Origin of the sequence: Variovorax sp. SPNA7 (assembly GCF_033807855.1) — a bacterium.
Lineage (GTDB): Bacteria > Pseudomonadota > Gammaproteobacteria > Burkholderiales > Burkholderiaceae_C > Variovorax > Variovorax beijingensis.
On sequence record NZ_CP138513.1, the window covers coordinates 3,596,020 to 3,614,481 of the forward strand.

17 protein-coding genes are annotated in these 18,462 nt (G+C 69.6%); 6 read left to right on the top strand and 11 right to left on the bottom strand.

Annotated features, from left to right (window positions below):
- Window positions 1–11: 11 nt before the first annotated feature.
- From RZE77_RS16845 to RZE77_RS16875, 7 genes are all read right to left on the bottom strand, one after another.
- On the bottom strand, window positions 12–977 hold the full coding sequence (locus RZE77_RS16845) for a Bug family tripartite tricarboxylate transporter substrate binding protein (RefSeq protein ID WP_319438436.1): 966 nt from the start codon (window positions 975–977) through the stop codon (window positions 12–14).
- 12 nt (window positions 978–989) lie between these two features.
- A complete protein-coding gene (locus RZE77_RS16850; RefSeq protein WP_319438437.1) occupies window positions 990–2,117 on the bottom strand; it encodes a porin in 1,128 nt (375 codons plus the stop codon).
- 116 nt (window positions 2,118–2,233) lie between these two features.
- The gene (gene ilvD / locus RZE77_RS16855; protein ID WP_319438438.1) at window positions 2,234–3,931 is read right to left on the bottom strand and encodes a dihydroxy-acid dehydratase; all 1,698 of its coding nucleotides are present in this window, start codon (window positions 3,929–3,931) and stop codon (window positions 2,234–2,236) included.
- A complete protein-coding gene (locus RZE77_RS16860; protein ID WP_319438439.1) occupies window positions 3,928–4,383 on the bottom strand; it encodes an aconitase X swivel domain-containing protein in 456 nt (151 codons plus the stop codon). Before RZE77_RS16860 ends, ilvD begins: the two co-directional genes overlap by 4 nt.
- Window positions 4,380–5,675 carry an aconitase X catalytic domain-containing protein gene (locus RZE77_RS16865; protein ID WP_319438440.1) on the bottom strand — a complete coding sequence of 432 codons (1,296 nt, stop codon included), beginning with the start codon at window positions 5,673–5,675 and terminating at the stop codon, window positions 4,380–4,382. Before RZE77_RS16865 ends, RZE77_RS16860 begins: the two co-directional genes overlap by 4 nt.
- 42 nt (window positions 5,676–5,717) lie before the next feature.
- Window positions 5,718–6,560 (bottom strand): IclR family transcriptional regulator, encoded by an 843-nt coding sequence (locus RZE77_RS16870; RefSeq protein ID WP_319438441.1) that lies wholly within the window; start codon window positions 6,558–6,560, stop codon window positions 5,718–5,720.
- A 68-nt stretch (window positions 6,561–6,628) separates the two neighbouring features.
- Window positions 6,629–8,080, bottom strand: coding sequence for an FAD-dependent oxidoreductase (locus RZE77_RS16875; protein WP_319438442.1), 1,452 nt, complete (start codon window positions 8,078–8,080; stop codon window positions 6,629–6,631).
- Between the two features lie 166 nt (window positions 8,081–8,246).
- Between RZE77_RS16875 and RZE77_RS16880 the strand changes: the two genes are divergently transcribed.
- The 4 genes from RZE77_RS16880 to RZE77_RS16895 all read left to right on the top strand — a co-directional run bounded on the left by RZE77_RS16880 (window position 8,247) and on the right by RZE77_RS16895 (window position 12,403).
- Complete coding sequence (locus RZE77_RS16880) at window positions 8,247–9,245, top strand: Bug family tripartite tricarboxylate transporter substrate binding protein (RefSeq protein WP_319438443.1); 999 nt, start codon at window positions 8,247–8,249, stop codon at window positions 9,243–9,245.
- On the top strand, window positions 9,242–10,252 hold the full coding sequence (locus RZE77_RS16885) for a Bug family tripartite tricarboxylate transporter substrate binding protein (protein WP_319438444.1): 1,011 nt from the start codon (window positions 9,242–9,244) through the stop codon (window positions 10,250–10,252). The genes RZE77_RS16880 and RZE77_RS16885 overlap by 4 nt, the downstream gene beginning before the upstream one ends.
- An 85-nt stretch (window positions 10,253–10,337) precedes the next feature.
- Window positions 10,338–11,003 (top strand): response regulator transcription factor, encoded by a 666-nt coding sequence (locus RZE77_RS16890; RefSeq protein ID WP_319426527.1) that lies wholly within the window; start codon window positions 10,338–10,340, stop codon window positions 11,001–11,003.
- Window positions 11,000–12,403, top strand: coding sequence for an ATP-binding protein (locus RZE77_RS16895; protein WP_319438445.1), 1,404 nt, complete (start codon window positions 11,000–11,002; stop codon window positions 12,401–12,403). Before RZE77_RS16890 ends, RZE77_RS16895 begins: the two co-directional genes overlap by 4 nt.
- On the opposite strand, the gene RZE77_RS16900 is transcribed toward RZE77_RS16895, so the two are convergent.
- From RZE77_RS16900 to RZE77_RS16910, 3 genes are all read right to left on the bottom strand, one after another.
- A complete protein-coding gene (locus RZE77_RS16900) occupies window positions 12,391–13,206 on the bottom strand; it encodes a MipA/OmpV family protein (protein WP_319438446.1) in 816 nt (271 codons plus the stop codon). The two genes, RZE77_RS16895 and RZE77_RS16900, sit on opposite strands and share 13 nt — an antisense overlap.
- A 122-nt stretch (window positions 13,207–13,328) precedes the next feature.
- Window positions 13,329–14,204, bottom strand: coding sequence for an alpha/beta fold hydrolase (locus RZE77_RS16905; RefSeq protein ID WP_319438447.1), 876 nt, complete (start codon window positions 14,202–14,204; stop codon window positions 13,329–13,331).
- Window positions 14,205–14,232: 28 nt separating this feature from the next.
- Window positions 14,233–15,063: a DODA-type extradiol aromatic ring-opening family dioxygenase gene (locus RZE77_RS16910; protein WP_319438448.1), complete on the bottom strand. Its 831-nt coding sequence runs from the start codon at window positions 15,061–15,063 to the stop codon at window positions 14,233–14,235.
- 100 nt (window positions 15,064–15,163) lie between these two features.
- On the opposite strand from RZE77_RS16910, the gene RZE77_RS16915 reads away from it, so the two are divergent.
- Together RZE77_RS16915 and RZE77_RS16920 are read left to right on the top strand one after the other, a co-directional pair.
- Window positions 15,164–16,108, top strand: coding sequence for a LysR family transcriptional regulator (locus RZE77_RS16915; protein WP_319438449.1), 945 nt, complete (start codon window positions 15,164–15,166; stop codon window positions 16,106–16,108).
- A 30-nt stretch (window positions 16,109–16,138) separates the two neighbouring features.
- On the top strand, window positions 16,139–17,998 hold the full coding sequence (locus RZE77_RS16920; protein WP_319438450.1) for an ABC transporter ATP-binding protein: 1,860 nt from the start codon (window positions 16,139–16,141) through the stop codon (window positions 17,996–17,998).
- Window positions 17,999–18,014: 16 nt separating this feature from the next.
- Here the strand turns inward: RZE77_RS16920 and RZE77_RS16925 are convergent, their stop codons facing one another.
- Complete coding sequence (locus tag RZE77_RS16925; RefSeq protein ID WP_319438451.1) at window positions 18,015–18,443, bottom strand: VOC family protein; 429 nt, start codon at window positions 18,441–18,443, stop codon at window positions 18,015–18,017.
- Window positions 18,444–18,462 lie beyond the last annotated feature (19 nt).

Below are 18,462 nucleotides of genomic sequence, written 5' to 3' on the forward strand. Positions count from 1 at the left end.
CACAACCGCGGCTATTCGAACTTCACGTTGTGCTGCCGCACGGTGGCGCCGAAGGCCTCGTACTGCGCGCGGAAGAATTCGGCGAACTTCGCGGGGCTCATGCCATAGCCCTCGAAGCCCTGCTGCACCAGCTGCGCATGCACGTCGGGCCGCTTGAGCGTGTTCTGCAGCTCCTGCGACAGCTTGTCGGTGATCGCCTGCGGCAGCCCCGGCGGCCCGAAGAAGCCGGCCCAGGGCGTGATGGTGAGCTTGCCCAGCCCGAGCTCGCCGCCCGTGGGCACGTCGGGCAGCAAGGCGCTGCGCTGCGGCAGCAGCGTGACCAGCGCGCGGATGCGCCCGTCCTTCACGAAGCCCGGCGCCAGCGTGCCGGTGGTGAACATCATGTGGATCTGCCCGCCCAGCAGGTCGGTCATGGCCTGCATGTCGCCCTTGTAGCGCGCGTTGACCACTTTGCGCTCGCCCAGGAGCTGCAGCATGGCCAGTTCCGAAGCGCTGTTGCTCGATGCCGAGTTGTAGGCACCGGGCTTCGCCGACACCATGGCGAGCAGCTCGTTCACGCTCTTCACCGGCAGGCTGGCCGGCACCACCAGGAACATCGAGAACTGGCCGGCCGAGCTGATCGGCGTGAAGGCCTTGAACGGGTCGTAGGGCGGCGTCGGCCGCAGCGTGGGCGCCGCCACCATCGCGGTGTTGGTGCCCATCAGCAAGGTGTAGCCGTCGGGCTTGGCGGACGAGGTGGCCTGCGCCGCGAGCACGCCGTCGGCGCCGGGGCGGTTCTCCACGATCACCTGCTGGCCGAGCTGTTTCGACAACCCCTCCGCGATGATGCGCGTGAGCGCATCGGCGCCGCCGCCGGCCGCAAAGCCCACGATCAGGCGCAGCGGCTTGTCCGGATAGCTGCCTTGGGCGCTCCAGGCTGCCGCACCGGGCAGCATCGTCGTTGCAAGGGCCGCAAGGGCCAGGTCTCTGCGTCGCATGAAAGGCTCCTTTCAGAAAAGATGCCGCACCCCGAACTCCCACCCCGAAGAGCGCTTGCCGCCCGCCGGCGCCACGCCGCCGCTCACCACATAGCGCGCCTGGCCGCCGTTCATGAGCCGCGCATAGGTGCCGTAGAGCGCAGTGCGCTTCGAAAGGTTGTGCACGTAGCCGATGCCGAACTGGCGCGCGTCGTCGCGGTTGCGTGGCATGCCGTTGGCGTTGCGCAGGCTCTCGTCGCTGCGGTCGTCCAGGTAGGCGTAGCTCAGGCGGATGCGGCCGACCTCGAAGGCCGGAATGTGCGCGCCGATCTCGGCGGTGTTCTTGCGCACCGTGCCGGCGGCGAGCTTCACCGTCACCTTGTTGTAGAGCGCGAAGAACTTCGCAAAGCCCGCGTCCCAGGTGCCGCCGATGTTGGCATGCGTGTAGTTGCCGATGGCGGCGGTGGCATTGAAGTGCGAGCGCGTGACGGCCGCCGCAATGTCGAATGCGCCCGCGGCAAAGCCGAAGCGCGCGCCGGCAAAGTTGCCGTCGTCGCGGTTGGGTGCGGTGGAGTCGTTCTCGCCGGTGCCGATCATCGCCATGCCGTAGAAGCCGCCGAGCCCGGCCGGCAGCCAGTAGCTCACGGTGTTGCTGCCCGTGATGCCGGTGGGCAGCGGCCCGGTGCCCGCGCCCGCGAACGTGAGGTTGCCTGCGCGCGCCACGCCATTGGCGTTGAAGGGATCGAAGTAGATGCTGTTGTAGTGCGTGGGAATGAAGTCGCGGCCCAGGCGCAGCTCGCCGAACTTCTGGTGCGACAGGCTCACGAAGGACATGCGGTCGAAGGTGATCGGCCCCGCCGTGCCCGCGCCGCTCGCCTGGTTGTTGCTGTTGCTCGGCCGGCCCGTGCCGGTGTCGGGGTTCAGGCTGCCTTCGAGCCAGAAGCCTGCGCGCAGGCCGCCGCCCAGGTCTTCGGTGCCGCGGAATCCGAGCCGGCTGGTCGAAAGGCCGCCGTTCGACAGCGCCTTGACCGAGCCGCCGCCCTCGCCTTTCGTGTACTGCACGCCGAGGTCCACCACGCCGAACACGGTGACGCTGGACTGCGCGTGCGCCGCGCCGCTGCCGGCCAGCGCCAGCGCCGACCCCATCAAGAATCTCTTCATGTTTTCTTGTCTCCTGCTTCTTCTCTTGGTTGAAAAACTCGGGTACGCGCGCAGGGCTGCGCCACCGGGTGCGCGCGGGGGTGCGCGCCGGTTGGCGAAGGCCGGGTGAAAAAGGCCTAGGGCTCGGGGCGTTCGGTGCGCACGAGCACGGCGCCCTTCGAGAGCGGGCTCACGTTGCGCCGGTACTGCTGCAGCCAGCCGGTGTCGAAGGCCGGCGGGGGCGCCTGCCAGTCGGCGCGGCGGGCGGCGAGTTCGGCGTCGGTCAATGCGATGTCGAGGCGGCGTGCATCGAGGTCGATGGTGATCACGTCGCCATCGCGCACGAGGCCGAGCGGCCCGCCGAGCGCGGCTTCGGGCGACACCTCGGCCACCACGAGGCCCTTGCAGACCAGGCCCGAGAGATGCCCGTCGGTCAGGATCGCGACCTGGTCGCCCAGGCCCGCGCCATCGACCGCGAAGACCACGCGCGAGGCACCACCGCCCATGGCCGGGCCGCCGCAGGCGCCGGCGCCGCGCATCACGACCACCTGGCCCGGCAGGATCTCGCCCTTCTTGAGCGCCGCGATGGCCGCATCGGATGTCCAGAAGCACACGGCCGGCCCCGTGAAGCTGCGCACCTTGCGCTCCACGATGCCGGTCTTGATGAGGCCCGACTCGGGCGCGAGGTTGCCGCGCAGCAGCACGATGGCGGGATGCGCCGCGACCGGGCGCTCGATCGGGCGGATCACCTCGGGCTCCGTCACCTCGGCATCGCGCAGGTTGTCCGCCACGGTGCCGCCTGTGACCGTGAGCGCGCCCATGTCGAGCAGCGGCGCGAGCTGCTTCATCAGCGCGCGGCAACCGCCCGCCGCCTCGAAGGCCTCGATGCTGTGCTCGCCGATCGGCCGCACGCCGGCCAGCACCGGCGTCGCCGGGCCGAGGCTTTCGAAGAGGCCGTACACATCGACGCCGCACTCCCCTTCGGTCGACACGGCCTGCAGGTGCTTGGCCGTGTTGAGCGAGGCGCCGATGGCCAGCACCGCGCGCACCGCGTTGGCAAAGGCACCGGGCGTGAGGATGTCGCGCGGCTTGAGGTCGTCCCACACCATCTGCACGATGCGCGTGCCGGCGGCGCGCACGTCGGCCATCATCTTCGGGCTCAGCGCAGCCACCGGCGCGCTGCCCGGCAAGGCCATGCCGAGCGCCTCGCAGACGATGTGCATCGAGTTGGCCGTGCCCAGGCCCGAGCACACGCCCGGCCCGCGGATCGCCTCGCGGCTCATGCCCACGAGTTCTTCCACCGGCAGGTGGCCCGTGACCGCATGCATCGCGCCGATGAACACTTCCTCGATGTCCATGTGCTTGCCGCGGTACTCGCCGCTGGGCTGGTAGCCGCAGGGCACGAGCAGCGTCGGAATGTTGAGCCGCGCGGCCGCCATGAGCTGGCCCGGCACGGTCTTGTCGCACGAGGTGAGGCACACCATGCCGTCGAGCTGCGCGCCTTCGACGGCCACCTCGATGTCGTTGGTCACGAGGTCACGCGCGCCGAGCATGTAGGCACCGCGCGCGCCGGCGCCGGTGATGAAGTCGCTGGGCGCGGCGGTGCGGATCTCGAAGGGCACGCCGCCTGCGGCGCGGATCGCGGTCTTGATTTCCGCCGCCACACGGTCGAGGTGGCTGAAGCACGCCGCCAGCTCCGACGAGCTGTTGACGATCGCGATCTTCGGCTTCTCGCAATCCTCTTCCGGGATGCCGAGCGCGCGCCAGTGCGCATTGCGCACCGACCAGAGGTAGGAGCCGCGCGGGAAGTTGCTGCGCAGGGGACGGGTGGTCATGGGCGGTCTCCGGGTTTACTCTTTTTGGTGATCTCGATCACGCCGCGGTCGGCGTCCACGCGCACCCAGTCGCCGGTCGCGATGCATTCGAGCGGGTCGCGCTCGAAGTCGGTCATCGAGGGCGCGTGCGTGACCACGGCGCCGAGCGCCATCTTGGTGGTCATCTCGTTGAACAGGAATGCCGCGGGCGCCGAGTTCATGAGCCGCGTCATGTGGAACATGGCCGACCAGCCCGACGAGCCCTTGGCGCCCGGAAACACCAGCACCTTGCCCGCGAAGCTCTGGCCGCGCAGCTCGTGCCGCGTCTCGATGACGGTGCCGGTGCGCGGATCGATGCCGCCCCAGCCCGAGATGCGGTCGCGCGTGACCAGTGCTTCGCCTTCGGCCACGCCGCCGACCACCTTGCGGCCGCCGATGACGATGGTCTGTTCATTCATGACGGCGTCGCTCATTGCATGCCTCCATTCCACCGCCCCGTGCACGCCGCATCGATGCACTCCGCCGTGCTGCCGAACCACGCCTGCACGCCGAGGATCGCGGGCAGGTAGTGCGCCTGCTTGGCCGAATCGAGCGCCACGGTCTTCGTGCCCTTGGGCACGGCGCGGCTCATGGCAGAGCAGCTGTCGGTCATGAGGATGCCGCCCGCATCCTCGATGATCTTCGTGTAGCCGTTGCGGTCGGCCAGCGACTTGATGGCGCGCGGCGTGAAGATCCACAGCTCGCAATCGGGGTGCACCTTGCGGCCCTCGATGAGCTGCGCGGCCTCCCAGATCTGCTCGATGGTGTAGTGCGGGCAGCCGAGCATCACGTACTGCACCTCGGCGTCCTTGCCGGTCGCGTTGATCTTTTCGTAGGTGGCACGGCGCTCGGCTTCGCCAAAGCGCAGCACCTCCACCGGCGCGCGGCCGCCGAGCGCCTGCTCGAGCGTCAGCGCCTCGGGCGTGATGCCCGCGATGTGGTACATCTCCACGCCGCCCGACGACGATGCCGCCGCACCGAAGTGCTTGAGCCGCGGCAGGTTGGGCACGCGGCCGATGCCGCGCCTGCTGTGCACCACCGGCACGCGCTCCTGCACATGCTCGCCGATGTAATAGCCGAGCAAGCCCCAGTCCTGCACCGACTCGACTTCGACGTCGAGCTCGACCACGTGCGTGGCGCGCCGGTTCTCGTCGAGGTGGTAGCCCCAGTACGGAATGCGCCCGGTGAGCATGGCGGCGCCCGTGCTCTCGCGGCCTTCGGTATTCGTGCGCGCGCCGAGCACCGAATTGCAATACACCACGGCCGACGACTCCATCCAAGCGCAGTGTTCGCCGCGCGTCGGGATGTTGCCGACCTGGTAGGGCGTGCAGGTGTTCATGATCTGCGCGCCCAGGCCGGCCGCATGGCGCTCGCTCTTGTTGTAGAACTGCACGATCTCCTCGCTCACGCCCATGCGCTCGGGCTGGCCAGGGTCGAAGCCCAGCTGCAGGTGGCTCGTGAAGACCTTGAACTTCGGGATCTCGACGGTCTCCTGGCTGTCGAGGCTGAACTCGGAGAACACCGCGTCCATGCCGCCGCCCTTGGCCAGCGCGAAGTCGCGCTGGAACGGCGTGGTCGAGGTGATGGTGGCGCAGACGTTGCGCGTCTCCACCAGCCGCTCGGCGCCCAGCGCCTCGCCGTAGCGCATCAGCAGGTCCATCGCCTTCTGCACGGCCGGCCCGTCGCGGCCGTCCATCATGGCTTTTTCTTCATCGCTCAGGTGCATGGCCCTGTGTCTCCGTTGTTATGTGTCGTGGGGTGGCCGGGGCTAGCCCGGCAGGGGCGTCGGCACATGGCCGCCGATGTCGCGCGCGATGGTCAGCGCGATGTCGTGCAGGCGCGGTGCCAGTTCGTTGCGCAGGCGCTCCTCGGTGAACACGAAGGCCGCGCCGCCGCCGTTGAGCGCCATCACCTCGCCGTCCGGCCCGATGAGCGGCACCGACACCGAGTTGATCTCGCGGTGGAACTCGCCGAGAGAAAGGCAGTAGCCGAGCCGCCGGGCTTCGCCGATGGCGCGCGTCATGCCGGGCGCGATGCTGTCCCACTCGGGGCCGCGCAGCAGGCGCATCGAATCGACCAGCTGGTTGCGCTGCGCCTCGGGCAACGCCGAAAGATAGGCGCGGCCCAGCGCCGAATTGGCCAGCGGCGCGCGCGAGCCCACGTCCAGCCGCGCCGACAGCATCGACGAGCGCGGCCGGCAGGCCTCGATCAGCACCATCTCCATGCCGTCGCGTATCGCCAGGTAGACCGAGGCGCCCACCTCCTCGGCCATCGCCTGCATGCTCGGCCGCGCGGCGGCGCGCACGTCGAGGCTGCCGAGGAACACGCGCGACAGCGACACCACGCCGGGCCCGAGCATGAAGCGGTCGGCCACCTGCGCGGCCTTGAGCATGCCCAGCGAGAGCAGCGTGGCGACGAGCCGGTTGACGGTCGGCCGCGGGATGCCCGTCATGCGTGCGATGTCGGCATGGCCCAGCACGGGGCGCGCCTCGCTGAAGCAGCGCAGCACCGAGATGCCGCGCTCCAGCGCGCTCACGGTGTCGGCGCGGTCGCCGCGCGCATCGGCGGCATCGGCGGCGGAAAGAGAGCTGTCGTTTTTGTCAGTGGACATGGAGGAACCCTTTGCAAGACTCTGCAATGTAGAGGCTGGCGAAAGCGCGTCGGCCGGGTTCATGCGGTTCAGATACCGGCTTCGGCCGCGGCCAGCGCCTGCGCGCCCTGCCCGGCACCGGCGCGCAGGTACACGCCCTGCGCGAGCAGCGCCGCCTGCAGCGCGCCCACGTCGATGAAGCGCGGTTCGATGCAGCCCCGCGACGCCAGCGCCGCCGCCACGCCCGCGGCCTGGCCGGTGATCCAGCATTGCGGAATCTCGCGCATGAAGCCGTGCGAGTTGCGGTCGCACGAGATGTGGCGCCCGCAGGCCAGGAGGCCGTCGAGCTGCTGCGGCACCAGCGCGCCGTAGGGAATGGAGATGTTCGGGAACTTGGGCGACACCGCGGGCGTCACGCCCACCTCGTCGGCCAGCGCCACGCCGTCGGGCCACTGGCTGCGCAGCACCGCGCCCACGCCGCTGAGGCGCCGCGCATGGCGCACGCCGATCTGCGGTGCGCTCAGCATCAGGTAGGCCTCCTCGAAGCCCGGCGCATGCGCCTTGAAGTAGTCCAGGTGCGCGGCCATGGCACGGTGCGAGCGCACTTCGACGGCCGTGAGGTCGTCCACGTCGAGCGCGGAATAGCCCGACTGGCGCGGCCCCATGAACAGCGCGACGTCGTTGCGCCACGAGACGAAGGGCCGCTCGAACAGGCCGCACACTTCGCGCCCGCGCGCCATGAAGGCGCTGAACGCCTCGGGCTGGCCGGCCTTGAATTCGATCCAGCGGTTCATGTCGACACCGCCGAACAGCCACGAGGTGTTCATGCAGTGGTGCACGTCGGCCTCCTCGATGTCGTTCACGTAGGCCGCGCCGGCGCGCGCGAACAGGTCGCCGTCGCCGGTGGCGTCGACCACCACGTCGGCCATGATCGCCATGCGGCCTTCCTTGCTCTCGAACACCACGCCCTTCACCGCGCCGTCCTGCACGATCGGAATGGCCGCCCACGAGTGGTAGATGAGCTTGACCTTGCGCTCCAGCACGATCTCCTGCGAGAGCAGCTTGAGACGCTCCGGGTCGATGGTGGGCGACCACGTGACCACGCCGTGGTAGGCGGCCGTGCGCTGCGACCAGTGGGCGGCCTTGGCCGCGTCCTGCGAGCCCCAGTCCTCGCGCGCGGGTCCGGCGATGGCATCGGCCGGCAAGCGGTCGAACAGCTCTTCGGCAAAGCCGCGGATCACCAGTTGGCCTTCCCAGTCGGTCATGCGGTCGATCCAGATCACGAGGCCGCCGGTGGAAAGCCCGCCCAGGTGGTTGTAGCGCTCGAGCAGCGCCACGTCGGCGCCGGCGCGCGCGGCGGCTGCGGCAGCCGCGGTGCCCGAAGGCCCGCCGCCGACCACCAGCACGCCGCAGCGGTGGTAGACCGGAATGTCCTTGCCGGGCTCGGCCCAGGTGCCGTGGTCAGGCCGCTTGACGCGGCTGTCGCGGTCGAAGATGTCGGAGCTGAGGATGCGCTCGTCGGTGCGGACGACAGTTTTCATGGATGAGTGTCTTGGATGGGCTGTTGCATCGTATTTTGATTTCAATGTTCATTTTGTCAAACACAAAAGCCTGAAAAAGGCATTTCTTCGGGGTATTCCCTAGTCGATATAGATTTTTATGGTTTTCTAAACCAATATAAGAAGAACATTCCAAACGGAGACATCGATGAAGAACCCCTGCGGCACCCGCCGCGCATTCGGCGCGGCGCTCGGCGCGGCGGCCCTCCTGGGCCTGGCGCCCCTGGCGCTGGCGCAAGACTTTCCCGTGCGCGGCGGCAAGCCGATACGCATCGTGGTGGGCTTCACGGCCGGCGGCGGCACCGATGCGCAGGCGCGCATCGTGGCGCAGAAGCTCGGCGAGGTGCTGGGCACCGGCGTGATCGTCGACAACAAGCCCGGCGCCAGCACCATGCTGGCCGCGAGCGAGGTGGCGCGCGCGCTGCCCGACGGCTACACCCTGCTCTACGCACCTTCGTCGACCATGGCGCAGAACCCGCACACCTTCACGCAGGTGCCCTACGACCCGTTCAAGGACTTCACCGCCATCTCGATGGGCGGCCGCGGGCCGCTGGTGCTGTCGGTGAGCACCACCGTGCCGGCCGGCAACGTGAAGGAGCTCATCGCCTACGTGAAGGCGAACCCCGGCAAGGTGAGCTATGCCTCCTTCGGCGCGGGCACCTCGTCGCACATCTACGGCGAGGCCTTCGTGAAGAAGGCCGGCATCGACGCGGTGCACATTCCCTACAAGGGCGGCTCGGACGCGGCCAAGGACCTGATCGGCGGCCGCGTGCAGTACATGTTCGATTCGGCCTCGTCGGCCATCATCACCTCGGGCACCGGCAAGGTGAAGATCCTGGCGATCGCCGCAAACGCGCGCATCGCCGCGCTGCCCGAGGTGCCGACCTTCGCGGAGCAGGGCCTGGCGGGCCTCGACCTGCCGAGCTGGCTCGGCTTCTACGGGCCGGCCCACATGCCCGCGCCGGTGGTCGCGAAGCTCAACGCGGCGCTCACGCAGGTGCTGGCGATGCCGCAGGTGCGCGAGTTCTACCGCAGCGGCGGCTACGAAGCCGGGGCCAGCACGCCCGAGGAATTCGCCGGCGTCACGCGCTCGACCTACGAGCGCTGGGGCGCGATGGTGCAGCAGGTCGGGCTGGCGAAGCAATGAACGCCTGGCCCCATTCCTCCATCGGCCGCCGGCGCGTTGCCGCGTGGCTGGTGTTCGCGCTCGGCGCGGCCGCGCTGCCGTGTGCCGCGCTCGCGGCCGAGCCCTTCCCTGAAAAAGGCCGCAGCATCCGCATCGTGCTCGGCCTCGCGGCGGGCGGCGCCTCGGATGCGCAGGCGCGCTTCGTCGCCAACAAGCTCGGCGAGGTGCTGCAGACGCCGGTCATCGTGGAGAACCGGCCGGGTGCGAGCTTCATCCTGGCCACCGAGGAAGTGATTCGCGCCGCGCCCGACGGCTACACGATGATGTACGCGCCCTCTTCCGTGGTGGCGCAGAACCCGCAGACGCTGGCGCAGGTGCGCTACGACCCGTTCAAGGACCTGACGCCCATCTCGCTCGGCGCGCGCGGGCCGCTGGTGCTCACGGTGCACGCCAGCGTGCCGGCGCGCACGGTGCAGGAGCTGGTGGCCTACATCAAGGCCAACCCCGGCAAGATGAGCTACGCCTCCTTCGGCACCGGCACCTCCTCGCACATCTACGGCGAGGCCTTCGCGAAGCAGGCGGGGCTGGACGTGGTGCACGTGCCCTACAAGGGCGGTGCCGATGCCGCGAAGGACTTTCTGGCGGGCCGCGTGCAGTACTACTTCGACGCGGCGCCCAACGCGATCCAGAACACCGCCACCGGCAAGGTCCGCATGCTCGCGGTGGCGGCGCCCAGGCGCAGCGCGATGCTGCCCGACGTGCCCACCATGACCGAGCAGGGCGTGAGCGGGGTCGACATGCCGAGCTGGCTGGGCTTCTACGGGCCCGCGCGCATGCCCGCGCCGGTGGTCGCCAGGCTCAACGCCGCGCTCGCGCAGGTGCTGGCGATGCCGGCCACGCGCGACTTCTTCCGCCAGGGTGCCTACGAGGCGGAGTCGTCGAGCCCCGCGCAACTGGCCGAGCTCACGCGCGCGACCTACGAGCAGTGGGGCGACATGATCCGCAAGCTGGGGCTCGCGAAGCAATAGCGAAGCTCGGGCTTAAAGAGATATTAAAAACTCTGGGGCATCATCCGCACTGCTTTTCACGCGCCCCACCCCACGCCCACCCCCCATGCACCTGCTCCTGGTCGAAGACGATGCCATGCTGGGAGAGGCGGTGTGCGACGGCGCGCGCCAGGGCGGCTGGACCATCGACCATGTCTGCGATGCGCCCGCGGCCCGGCTCGCGCTGATCGACCATGCCTATGCCGCCGTGCTGCTCGACATCGGGCTGCCCGGCGAGTCGGGGCTCTCGGTGCTGCGCGCGATGCGCGGCCGCTACGACCCGACGCCCGTGCTGATGCTGACCGCGCGCGGCCAGCTCAGCGAGCGCATCCACGGGCTCGATGCAGGCGCCGACGACTACATCGTCAAGCCCTTCCAGTTCGACGAGCTCTGGGCGCGCGTGCGCTCGGTGATCCGGCGCAGCCAGGGCCGTGTGATCCCGGTGTTCTCGCATGGCGACATCGAGGTCGACCGCAGCCGCCGCGTGGTGTCGAAGGCCGGCGCCGAGGTGACGCTGAGCGCACACGAATACCGCACCTTGCTGGCACTGCTCGAGCGGCCCGGCCACGTGGTCACGCGCGACCATCTGCAGGACGCCGTCTACGGCAGCGCGAGCGCGGTCGAGAGCAACACCATCGCGGTGTTCATTCACCAGCTGCGCCGCAAGCTCGGCGACGACCTGATCCGGACCGTGCACGGGCACGGCTACGTGGTGGGCCAGCCGCGCCCATGAGGCTGAACTCGCTGCAGGCGCGGATGATCATGGTGATCGCCGCGACCATCGCGCTGTGCTGGGCGGTGGCGCTCGCGGTGCTGTTTGTCTACCTCACGCACAACAGGAACAGCATCTGGGACGACAAGCTCCAGACCATCGCCACGCGCATCCTGCTGACCATTCCCGGCGAGGACAAGCTCAAGGGGCTGCGGCCGCGCGCCAACGGCCTTCAGCTGCGCGACGAGGCGCTGCCCGATGGCGACGCGCTCGCGTTCCAGATCTGGCTCGATGGCGACCGCCTGCTCGTGCGCTCGCCCGGCGCGCCCGACACCGCGCTGCGGCCCGGCTTCGCGGGCGGCGCGGCCACCAGCGTGATCGCGGGCGCGCGATGGCGCGTCTATTCCGTCTCGGACAAGACCGGCCGCGTGCACGTGCAGGTGGGCAACCTGCACAGCGTGGTGGACGCCGAACTGCGCGAGGACGCGATGACCGCGCTGGTCATCAACACGCTGTTGCTGCTGCTCGTGGGCGCACTGATGTGGTTCGTGGTGCGCCGTTCGCTCAAGCCGGTGCTGGCGCTGGGCGAGCAGATGCGCCAGCGGCGCAGCTTCGACCTCACGCCGCTCTCTCCGGCGCCGCTGCCGCGCGAACTGCATCCGCTGGTCGCGTCGTTCAACCATGCGCTGCGGCAGCTCGACGAGGCGGTCGAGGGCGAGCGCCGCTTCATCGGCGATGCGGCGCACGAGCTGCGCACGCCGCTCTCGGCGCTGCAGGCGCAGGCCCAGATCGCGCTGCGCGCACCCACCGCGGCCGAGAAGGACGTGGCGCTCGCCAAGCTGCTCGCCGTGGCCGAGCGCAGCACGCGCCTGTCGGAGCAGCTGCTCGACCTGGCGCGCCTCAATGCGGGCGCCAATGCGCCGCAGCATGCGCCGGCCGACCTGGGCGCGCTCGTGATGCACGTGGCAAACGAGTTCGACGTGCATGCGCTCCAGCACGCGCGCACCATCCTGCTCGACGCGCGGCCGTGCACCATCCGCTGCGACATCGACGAGATCGGCATCCTGTTGCGCAACCTGGTGGACAACGCGCTGCGCTACACGCCCAAGGGCGGCCGCGTGCGCGTGAGCTGCGGCCACGCGGCGAGCACCGAAGCCGACGCGGCGCGGCGCGTCTACCTCGAGGTGGCCGACGACGGCCCCGGCGTGCCGGCCGCGGAGCGCGCCGCGATCTTCAAGCGCTTTCACCGCGTGCCGGGCACGCCGTCGCGCGGCAGCGGCATCGGGCTGTCGCTGGTGGCGGGCATCGCCGAGGTGCATCGCGCGGCCATCGAGACCGGTGCCGGGCTCGACGGCCGCGGCCTCGGCATCCGCGTGCTGTTTCCGCCCGTGATGGTCGCAGTGCCGGATCAGAACCTGTAGAGATAGCCGACGCGCACGCCGGTCTGGCTCGATCGGCCGACCAGCGGGCTGTTCTTGATGCCGCTGCCGAGGCTGGTGCCGCTGAGGTCCAGAAAGATCGTCTGCTTCGGCGCCACCGCGTAGTCCACGCGCAGGCCCAGTTCGACATTCGCGGCGGCGTCGCCGTCGTAGCGGGCGCGGTCCGAGCGGGACTCCGCTGCGCGCACGCCGTAGTAGTAGTCCACATACTTGCGGTCGGCCCAATGCAGCGCGAGCCGCGGCGTGAAGCTGAAGGCACCCGAGGTGAAGCGGCGGTCGACCTGCAGCTTGAACCGGGTGCCCTTGCTGTGCCCGGAAGCGTCGGCCAGCAGCTCGGCCGACAAGTTGGCGAATTCGTTGCGCCAGATCGCGGCACCTCCAAGCCAGATGCTGGCCTTGCGCTCGTCCATGCCGATCAGGTACGGGGAGTCTTCGGCCTCGTAGCCGTCGGACGCGTAGCGCGCGCGCAGCCGGAACGACACCGGGCCAGCGGAAGGGAGCTTCAGGTCGAGGCTCGGGCCCGCAACGCTGACCCATCGGTTCTCGTAGGTGACCATGGGGATGACGACCGCCTTGTCGTCGAATTCACGGTAGGGCTTGCGATCCATGCCGGCCGCGATACCGAGGCCCCATTGGGAGCCCCCGGCCTGGAATTTCTCTTCGTCGGACTGTGCCCGGGCGAGTGGCATGCAGGTGGCGGAGATGGCGGCCACGGCGATTGCCGCGAAGGCCGAGCGGCCATGGAAACGGGGGCCTCGGGCGGCAAAGCGGGTTTGCTTCTTCATCAGGATCCTCAGGGTGAAAAGTCGAAGGTTCGAAGCAGCATGGCCGCCTCGCCGCCGGATGCTGACCCTGAGGCTTTAATAACTCTTTAGGCTTTTTAAGATTCGATGAATGCCCCCGGAGCTCAGCCCAGGAAGCGCAGCAGCAGCCGGTTGAATTCATCGGCGCGCTCGTACTGCGCCCAATGCCCTGCCCCGTCGATCACCACGCCTTCGCGCTGCGGATGGCCGGCCGTGAGCCGCGCCACCAGCGGCCGCGGATCGGCGGTGACGTCGTATTCGCCCCAGAGCAGCAACTGCGGCCCGCCGAGCGTGTCGAGCGCAGCCTGCAGGCCGCCCGCCTGCGACACGTCCTTGCTGCGAAAGCGCGTGCCGTGGCAGGAGATGTCGTGGATCTCGAAGGCCACCGGGTCGATCGCGGCCTTGTCGTGCAGCATCAGCGCGGCCAGGTTGTGCAGCAGCGCGGCGCGTTCCCGCTCGCGGTTGGGCGCGGCGCGCCAGTTGATCATCTCCACCGCCATGCGCCGCATCGTGCCGTGGCCGCCGCTGCCCACGAGCGCGAGGCGCCGGATGGCACCGCGCCGCACCGCGAAGCGCGCGGCGGTGAGCCCGCCGAAGGAGAAGCCGCCCAGGTCGATGGGCGTGCCCGCGCCGATCAGCTGGTCGAGCGATCCGCCCAGCGCATCGAGCAGCGGGCCGAGCGGATCTTCGCCGGGCACGGCGCGCGGCGGCGCATCGGAATCGTTGAACCCGGGCATGTCGGGCAGCCACAGCGTGCGCCCGGCCGAGAGCGCCTCGACGTTGCGCAGCCAGTGCATCCAGCTGCCGTGGCCGCCGTGCAGCAGCACCAGCGGCGCATGGGCGCTTTCTTCAGCGCCGAAGCGGCGCCAGCAGACGCGGACGCCGCCGTGCACCACGTCGTGGCGCGTACCGATCGCGGCGATGCGTTCGATCGAGAGGCGGGCTTCGGTATTGAAATCAGTATCGGGAATGGAAGGCATCACCCGATTTTGCCAACGCACCGCCTTTTCAGCTGGCGGCGGCGCCGAAGCGGTAGCTCGACACCACCAGCCCGCCCATGAAGGCCTCTTCGTGATAGACGCGCTCGCCCGGCTCCTGCTCGGCCGCGCCGACCGCCACCATCAGCGGGATCAGGTGTTCTTCTCTTGGATGGGCGACGCGCGCCGAAGGGGCCGCCGCCCAGTCCGCGAGCCGCTGCACGCGTTCCTGCGGCGGCGACTGCACGGCCGTGTGGTCGAGCCAGTCGCCGAAGGCCTTGGAAGCGCCGTGCGCCTGCGGGCCGAAGTTGCGCAGGTTGTGATAGCTCAGGCCGCTGCCCACGATGAGCACGTTCTCGTCCCGCAGCGGCGCGAGCGCGCGGCCGAGCGCCAGGTGCTCCGCCGGATCGAGCCCGCGGCGCAGCGACAGCTGCACCACCGGCACGCCGGCATCGGGGTACATCGCCTTCATGGGCGAGAACATGCCGTGGTCGAAGCCGCGCTCGGCGTCGATGGCCGCGGGCAGCCCGGCCGCCTCGAGCAGCGACTGCACGCGCCGCGCCAGTTCGGGCGAACCCGGTGCGTCGTAGCGAACTTCATACGTGTGGGCGGGAAAGCCGCCGTAGTCGTAGATCATCGGCGGGCGCGGGTTGCCCTGCACCGTGAAGACCGGTGCCTCCCAATGCGCCGACACCATGAGGATGGCGTCCGGCGTGCGGCCGATCTGGCGCGGCATGTCGGCCAGCGCGGCGGCCAGCTGGTCGTAGGTCGGGCCCATTTCCTTCTTCATCCACGGCCATGGGCCGCCGCCGTGCGAGATGAAATACGTGGGCAGGCGCGAGGTGGTGTTGTCGTGGGTCAAGCCGATGCTCCTTGAAAGCGTTGCATCGACTGTAGATATTTCCCAGCAGGAAATCGACAGGCTACGATGCATCGGTTCATTTCTTCTGAGGAAAGCATCCATGGACCGCCTGACCAGCCTGCGCGTGTTCCGGGAGGTCGTCGAATCGGGCAGCTTCGTGGCTGCGGCCGAGCGCCTGTCGATGTCTCCGCCCATGGCCAGCAAGCATGTGGCGCAGCTCGAAAAATCCCTGGGCGCGCGGCTCCTGCACCGATCGAGCCGCCACCTGAGCCTGACCGAGGCCGGCACCGCCTGGTACGAGCAGAGCCGGCGCGCGCTCGACCTGCTCGATGCCGCCGAAGCCGCCATCGGCCAGAAGAGCGAGGCGCCGCGCGGCCAGCTCAAGGTGAGCGCGCCGGTGTGGTGTGCCACGCCGCGCTTCGCGCGCGCGCTGGCCGACTACCGCGAGCGCTTTCCCGAAGTGCTGGTCGACATCCACCTGGAGAACCGCAAGGTCGACCTCGCGGCCGACGGCTACGACCTCGCGCTGCGCGCCACGCAGGAGCCCTCCCCCGCGCTGATTGCGCGGCCGCTGTGCCGCGTGCCGTTTCACCTGGCGGGCACGCCGGCCTACCTGCGCCGCATGGGCGGCAACCCCGCATTGCCGGCCGACGTGGGCCGGCTCGGCGCCATCGTGCCGAGCTACGTGAACCTCGACAACCTCTCGCTCAAGGGGCCGGGCGGGCGGATGTTTCCGCTGCGGCTCACGCCGGCGCTGCGCTCGGACGACACCACGCTCACGCTGCATGCGGTGCGCGCGGACATGGGCATTGCCTTCCTGCCCGAATGGCTGGTCGACGACGACCTGGCCGCGGGCCGGCTGGTGCGGCTCTTGCCCGACCACGCCTCGCCGCCGGTCACGCTGTTTGCCGTGTACACCAGCCGCCAGTACATGGCGCCCAAGCTGCGCAGCTTCATCGACTTTCTCGGCGAGCGGCTCGGCGGCCAGCCGCCCGCGGCGGCAAAACGCACCCTTTCGGGGCAAGGACATGCCACCCCGGGCTAAAGTCGCGGCTTCCCCTGGAGACCGCACGCCTTGTTCCGTTTCTTCGAAAAACTCCTCCATCCCTATCCCGCGGCCGAACCGGCGCCTCCGCCGACGGGCTTCTTCGCATTCCTGTGGGCCTGCACCCAGGGCCTGCGCCTCAAGATGGCCGCCATGGCGGCGCTCACGGCGGCCATCTCGGGCTTCGAGGCGCTGCTGTTCGCGATCCTCGGGCGCATCGTCGACTGGCTCGGCGGGCAGGTGCCGTCGCAGCTGTGGGCCGAGCGCGGCAACACGCTGGCGTGGCTGGCCGCGCTGCTGGTGATCAGCATCGGCGTGGTCGCGCTGCAGACCATCGTCAAGCACCAGACGCTGGCGGTGAACCTGCCGATGCGCCTGCGCTGGAACTTCCACCGGGTGATGCTGGGCCAGAGCATGGCGTTCTACCAGGACGAGTTCGCGGGCCGCATCACGGCCAAGGTGATGCAGACCGCGCTGGCGGTGCGCGACACCCTGTTCGTGCTGGCCGACGTGGTGGTGGCGATGGGCGTGTACGTGGTGACCATCATCGTGCTGGTGACCGTGCTCGACGTGCAGCTGGTGCTGCCCTTCATCGTCTGGCTGGTGCTCTATGCGGGTGCGCTGATGTACTTCGTGCCGCGCCTGGGCAAGGTCGGCAAGGCGCAGGCCGACGCGCGCGCGCTGATGACCGGGCGCGTGACCGACGCCTACACCAACATCGCCACCGTCAAGCTGTTCTCGCACACCCAGCGCGAGGCCGGCTTCGCGCGCGAGGCGATGCGCGAATTCATGTACACGGGCTACGGCCAGATGCGGCTGGTGAGCGCCTTCGAGATCGTCAACCACACGCTCAGCATGGGCCTGACCGCGGGCATGGCCGGCACCGCGCTGTGGCTCTGGTCGAACGGCACGGTGGGCGTGGGCGCGGTGGCGGCGGCCACCGCGATGGCGCTGCGCCTGCAGGGCATGTCGCACTGGATCATGTGGGAGATGACCAGCCTGTTCGAGAACATCGGCACCGTGCAGGACGGCATGAAGACGCTGTCGCGCCCGCGCACCGTGCTCGATGCGCCCGATGCCGGCGTGCTCGAGGTGCCGCGCGGCGAGGTGCGCTTCGAGCACGCGAGCTTCCGCTATGCGGATGCGGGCCGCCGCGTCATCGACGACCTGAACCTGGTGGTGCGGCCGGGCGAGAAGATCGGCCTGGTCGGCCGCTCGGGCGCGGGCAAGTCGACGCTGGTCAACCTGCTGCTGCGCTTCCATGACCTGGAGAGCGGCCGCATCCTGGTCGACGGGCAGGACATTGCCCATGTGACGCAGGATTCGCTGCGCAGCCACATCGGCATGGTCACGCAGGACACCTCGCTGATGCACCGCTCGGTGGCCGACAACATCGCCTACGGCCGGCCCGATGCCACGCCGGCCCAGATCGAAGCCGCCGCGCGCCGCGCCGAGGCGCACGACTTCATCCAGACGCTGGGCGACGCCAGCGGCCGGCGCGGCTACGAGGCGCATGTGGGCGAGCGCGGCGTGAAGCTGTCGGGCGGCCAGCGCCAGCGCGTGGCCATTGCGCGCGTGATGCTCAAGGACGCGCCGATCCTGCTGCTCGACGAGGCCACCAGCGCGCTCGACTCCGAGGTGGAGGCCGCCATCCAGCAGAGCCTCTACCGGCTGATGGAAGGCAAGACCGTGATCGCCATCGCGCACCGGCTGTCGACCATCGCGGCGATGGACCGGCTGATCGTGCTCGACGAAGGCCGCGTGGTGGAAGAAGGCGACCACCGCACGCTGATGGCGCAGGGCGGGCTCTACGCGCGGCTGTGGGCGCACCAGAGCGGCGGCTTCCTGGGCGACGATCTCGACGAGGAAGAAGAAGCCCTGCGCGCCTGAGCCGCGCCGCGCCGTCTCAGCCCGGAAGCGCGCCGGCCTCGTAGAGCCTGGCGAACTCCGCGCTCGGCGGGATCGGCTTGACGATGTCGATCAGCACGCCGTTCGGATCGCTGGTGATGAAGTGGCGCTGGCCGAAGTCTTCGTCGCGCAGCGGCAGCAGGATCGGCAGGCCCGCGGCCGCGAGGCGGTCGTGCACCGCGTCGGGGTCGTCCACCTCGAAATTGAGCAGCAGGCCGCCCGCCACCTGCCCGCGCGCGGCGGCGGGAATCGTCTCGTGCCGGCCGTCCAGCACCGCCAGGTTGACCGAGGGCTCGCCTTCGAGCTGCAGATGCACGTACCAGTCGCTCGCGAACAGCGGCACAAAGCCGAAGTGCGACTGGTAGAAGCGGGCCGTGGCGGCCACGTCGCTGGTCATGATCACCGGGTAGTAGCTCGTCACTTTCATGGCATCGGTCCTTTCAATT

What these genes read in the sequence shown, in the direction of transcription:
- RZE77_RS16845 (WP_319438436.1), bottom strand. Translation starts at nt 977, where the DNA reads ATGCGACGCAGAGACCTGGCCCTTGCGGCCCTTGCAACGACGATGCTG.
- RZE77_RS16850 (WP_319438437.1), bottom strand. Translation starts at nt 2,117, where the DNA reads ATGAAGAGATTCTTGATGGGGTCGGCGCTGGCGCTGGCCGGCAGCGGC.
- ilvD (WP_319438438.1), bottom strand. Translation starts at nt 3,931, where the DNA reads ATGACCACCCGTCCCCTGCGCAGCAACTTCCCGCGCGGCTCCTACCTC.
- RZE77_RS16860 (WP_319438439.1), bottom strand. Translation starts at nt 4,383, where the DNA reads ATGAGCGACGCCGTCATGAATGAACAGACCATCGTCATCGGCGGCCGC.
- RZE77_RS16865 (WP_319438440.1), bottom strand. Translation starts at nt 5,675, where the DNA reads ATGCACCTGAGCGATGAAGAAAAAGCCATGATGGACGGCCGCGACGGG.
- RZE77_RS16870 (WP_319438441.1), bottom strand. Translation starts at nt 6,560, where the DNA reads ATGTCCACTGACAAAAACGACAGCTCTCTTTCCGCCGCCGATGCCGCC.
- RZE77_RS16875 (WP_319438442.1), bottom strand. Translation starts at nt 8,080, where the DNA reads ATGAAAACTGTCGTCCGCACCGACGAGCGCATCCTCAGCTCCGACATC.
- RZE77_RS16880 (WP_319438443.1), top strand. Translation starts at nt 8,247, where the DNA reads ATGAAGAACCCCTGCGGCACCCGCCGCGCATTCGGCGCGGCGCTCGGC.
- RZE77_RS16885 (WP_319438444.1), top strand. Translation starts at nt 9,242, where the DNA reads ATGAACGCCTGGCCCCATTCCTCCATCGGCCGCCGGCGCGTTGCCGCG.
- RZE77_RS16890 (WP_319426527.1), top strand. Translation starts at nt 10,338, where the DNA reads ATGCACCTGCTCCTGGTCGAAGACGATGCCATGCTGGGAGAGGCGGTG.
- RZE77_RS16895 (WP_319438445.1), top strand. Translation starts at nt 11,000, where the DNA reads ATGAGGCTGAACTCGCTGCAGGCGCGGATGATCATGGTGATCGCCGCG.
- RZE77_RS16900 (WP_319438446.1), bottom strand. Translation starts at nt 13,206, where the DNA reads ATGAAGAAGCAAACCCGCTTTGCCGCCCGAGGCCCCCGTTTCCATGGC.
- RZE77_RS16905 (WP_319438447.1), bottom strand. Translation starts at nt 14,204, where the DNA reads ATGCCTTCCATTCCCGATACTGATTTCAATACCGAAGCCCGCCTCTCG.
- RZE77_RS16915 (WP_319438449.1), top strand. Translation starts at nt 15,164, where the DNA reads ATGGACCGCCTGACCAGCCTGCGCGTGTTCCGGGAGGTCGTCGAATCG.
- RZE77_RS16925 (WP_319438451.1), bottom strand. Translation starts at nt 18,443, where the DNA reads ATGAAAGTGACGAGCTACTACCCGGTGATCATGACCAGCGACGTGGCC.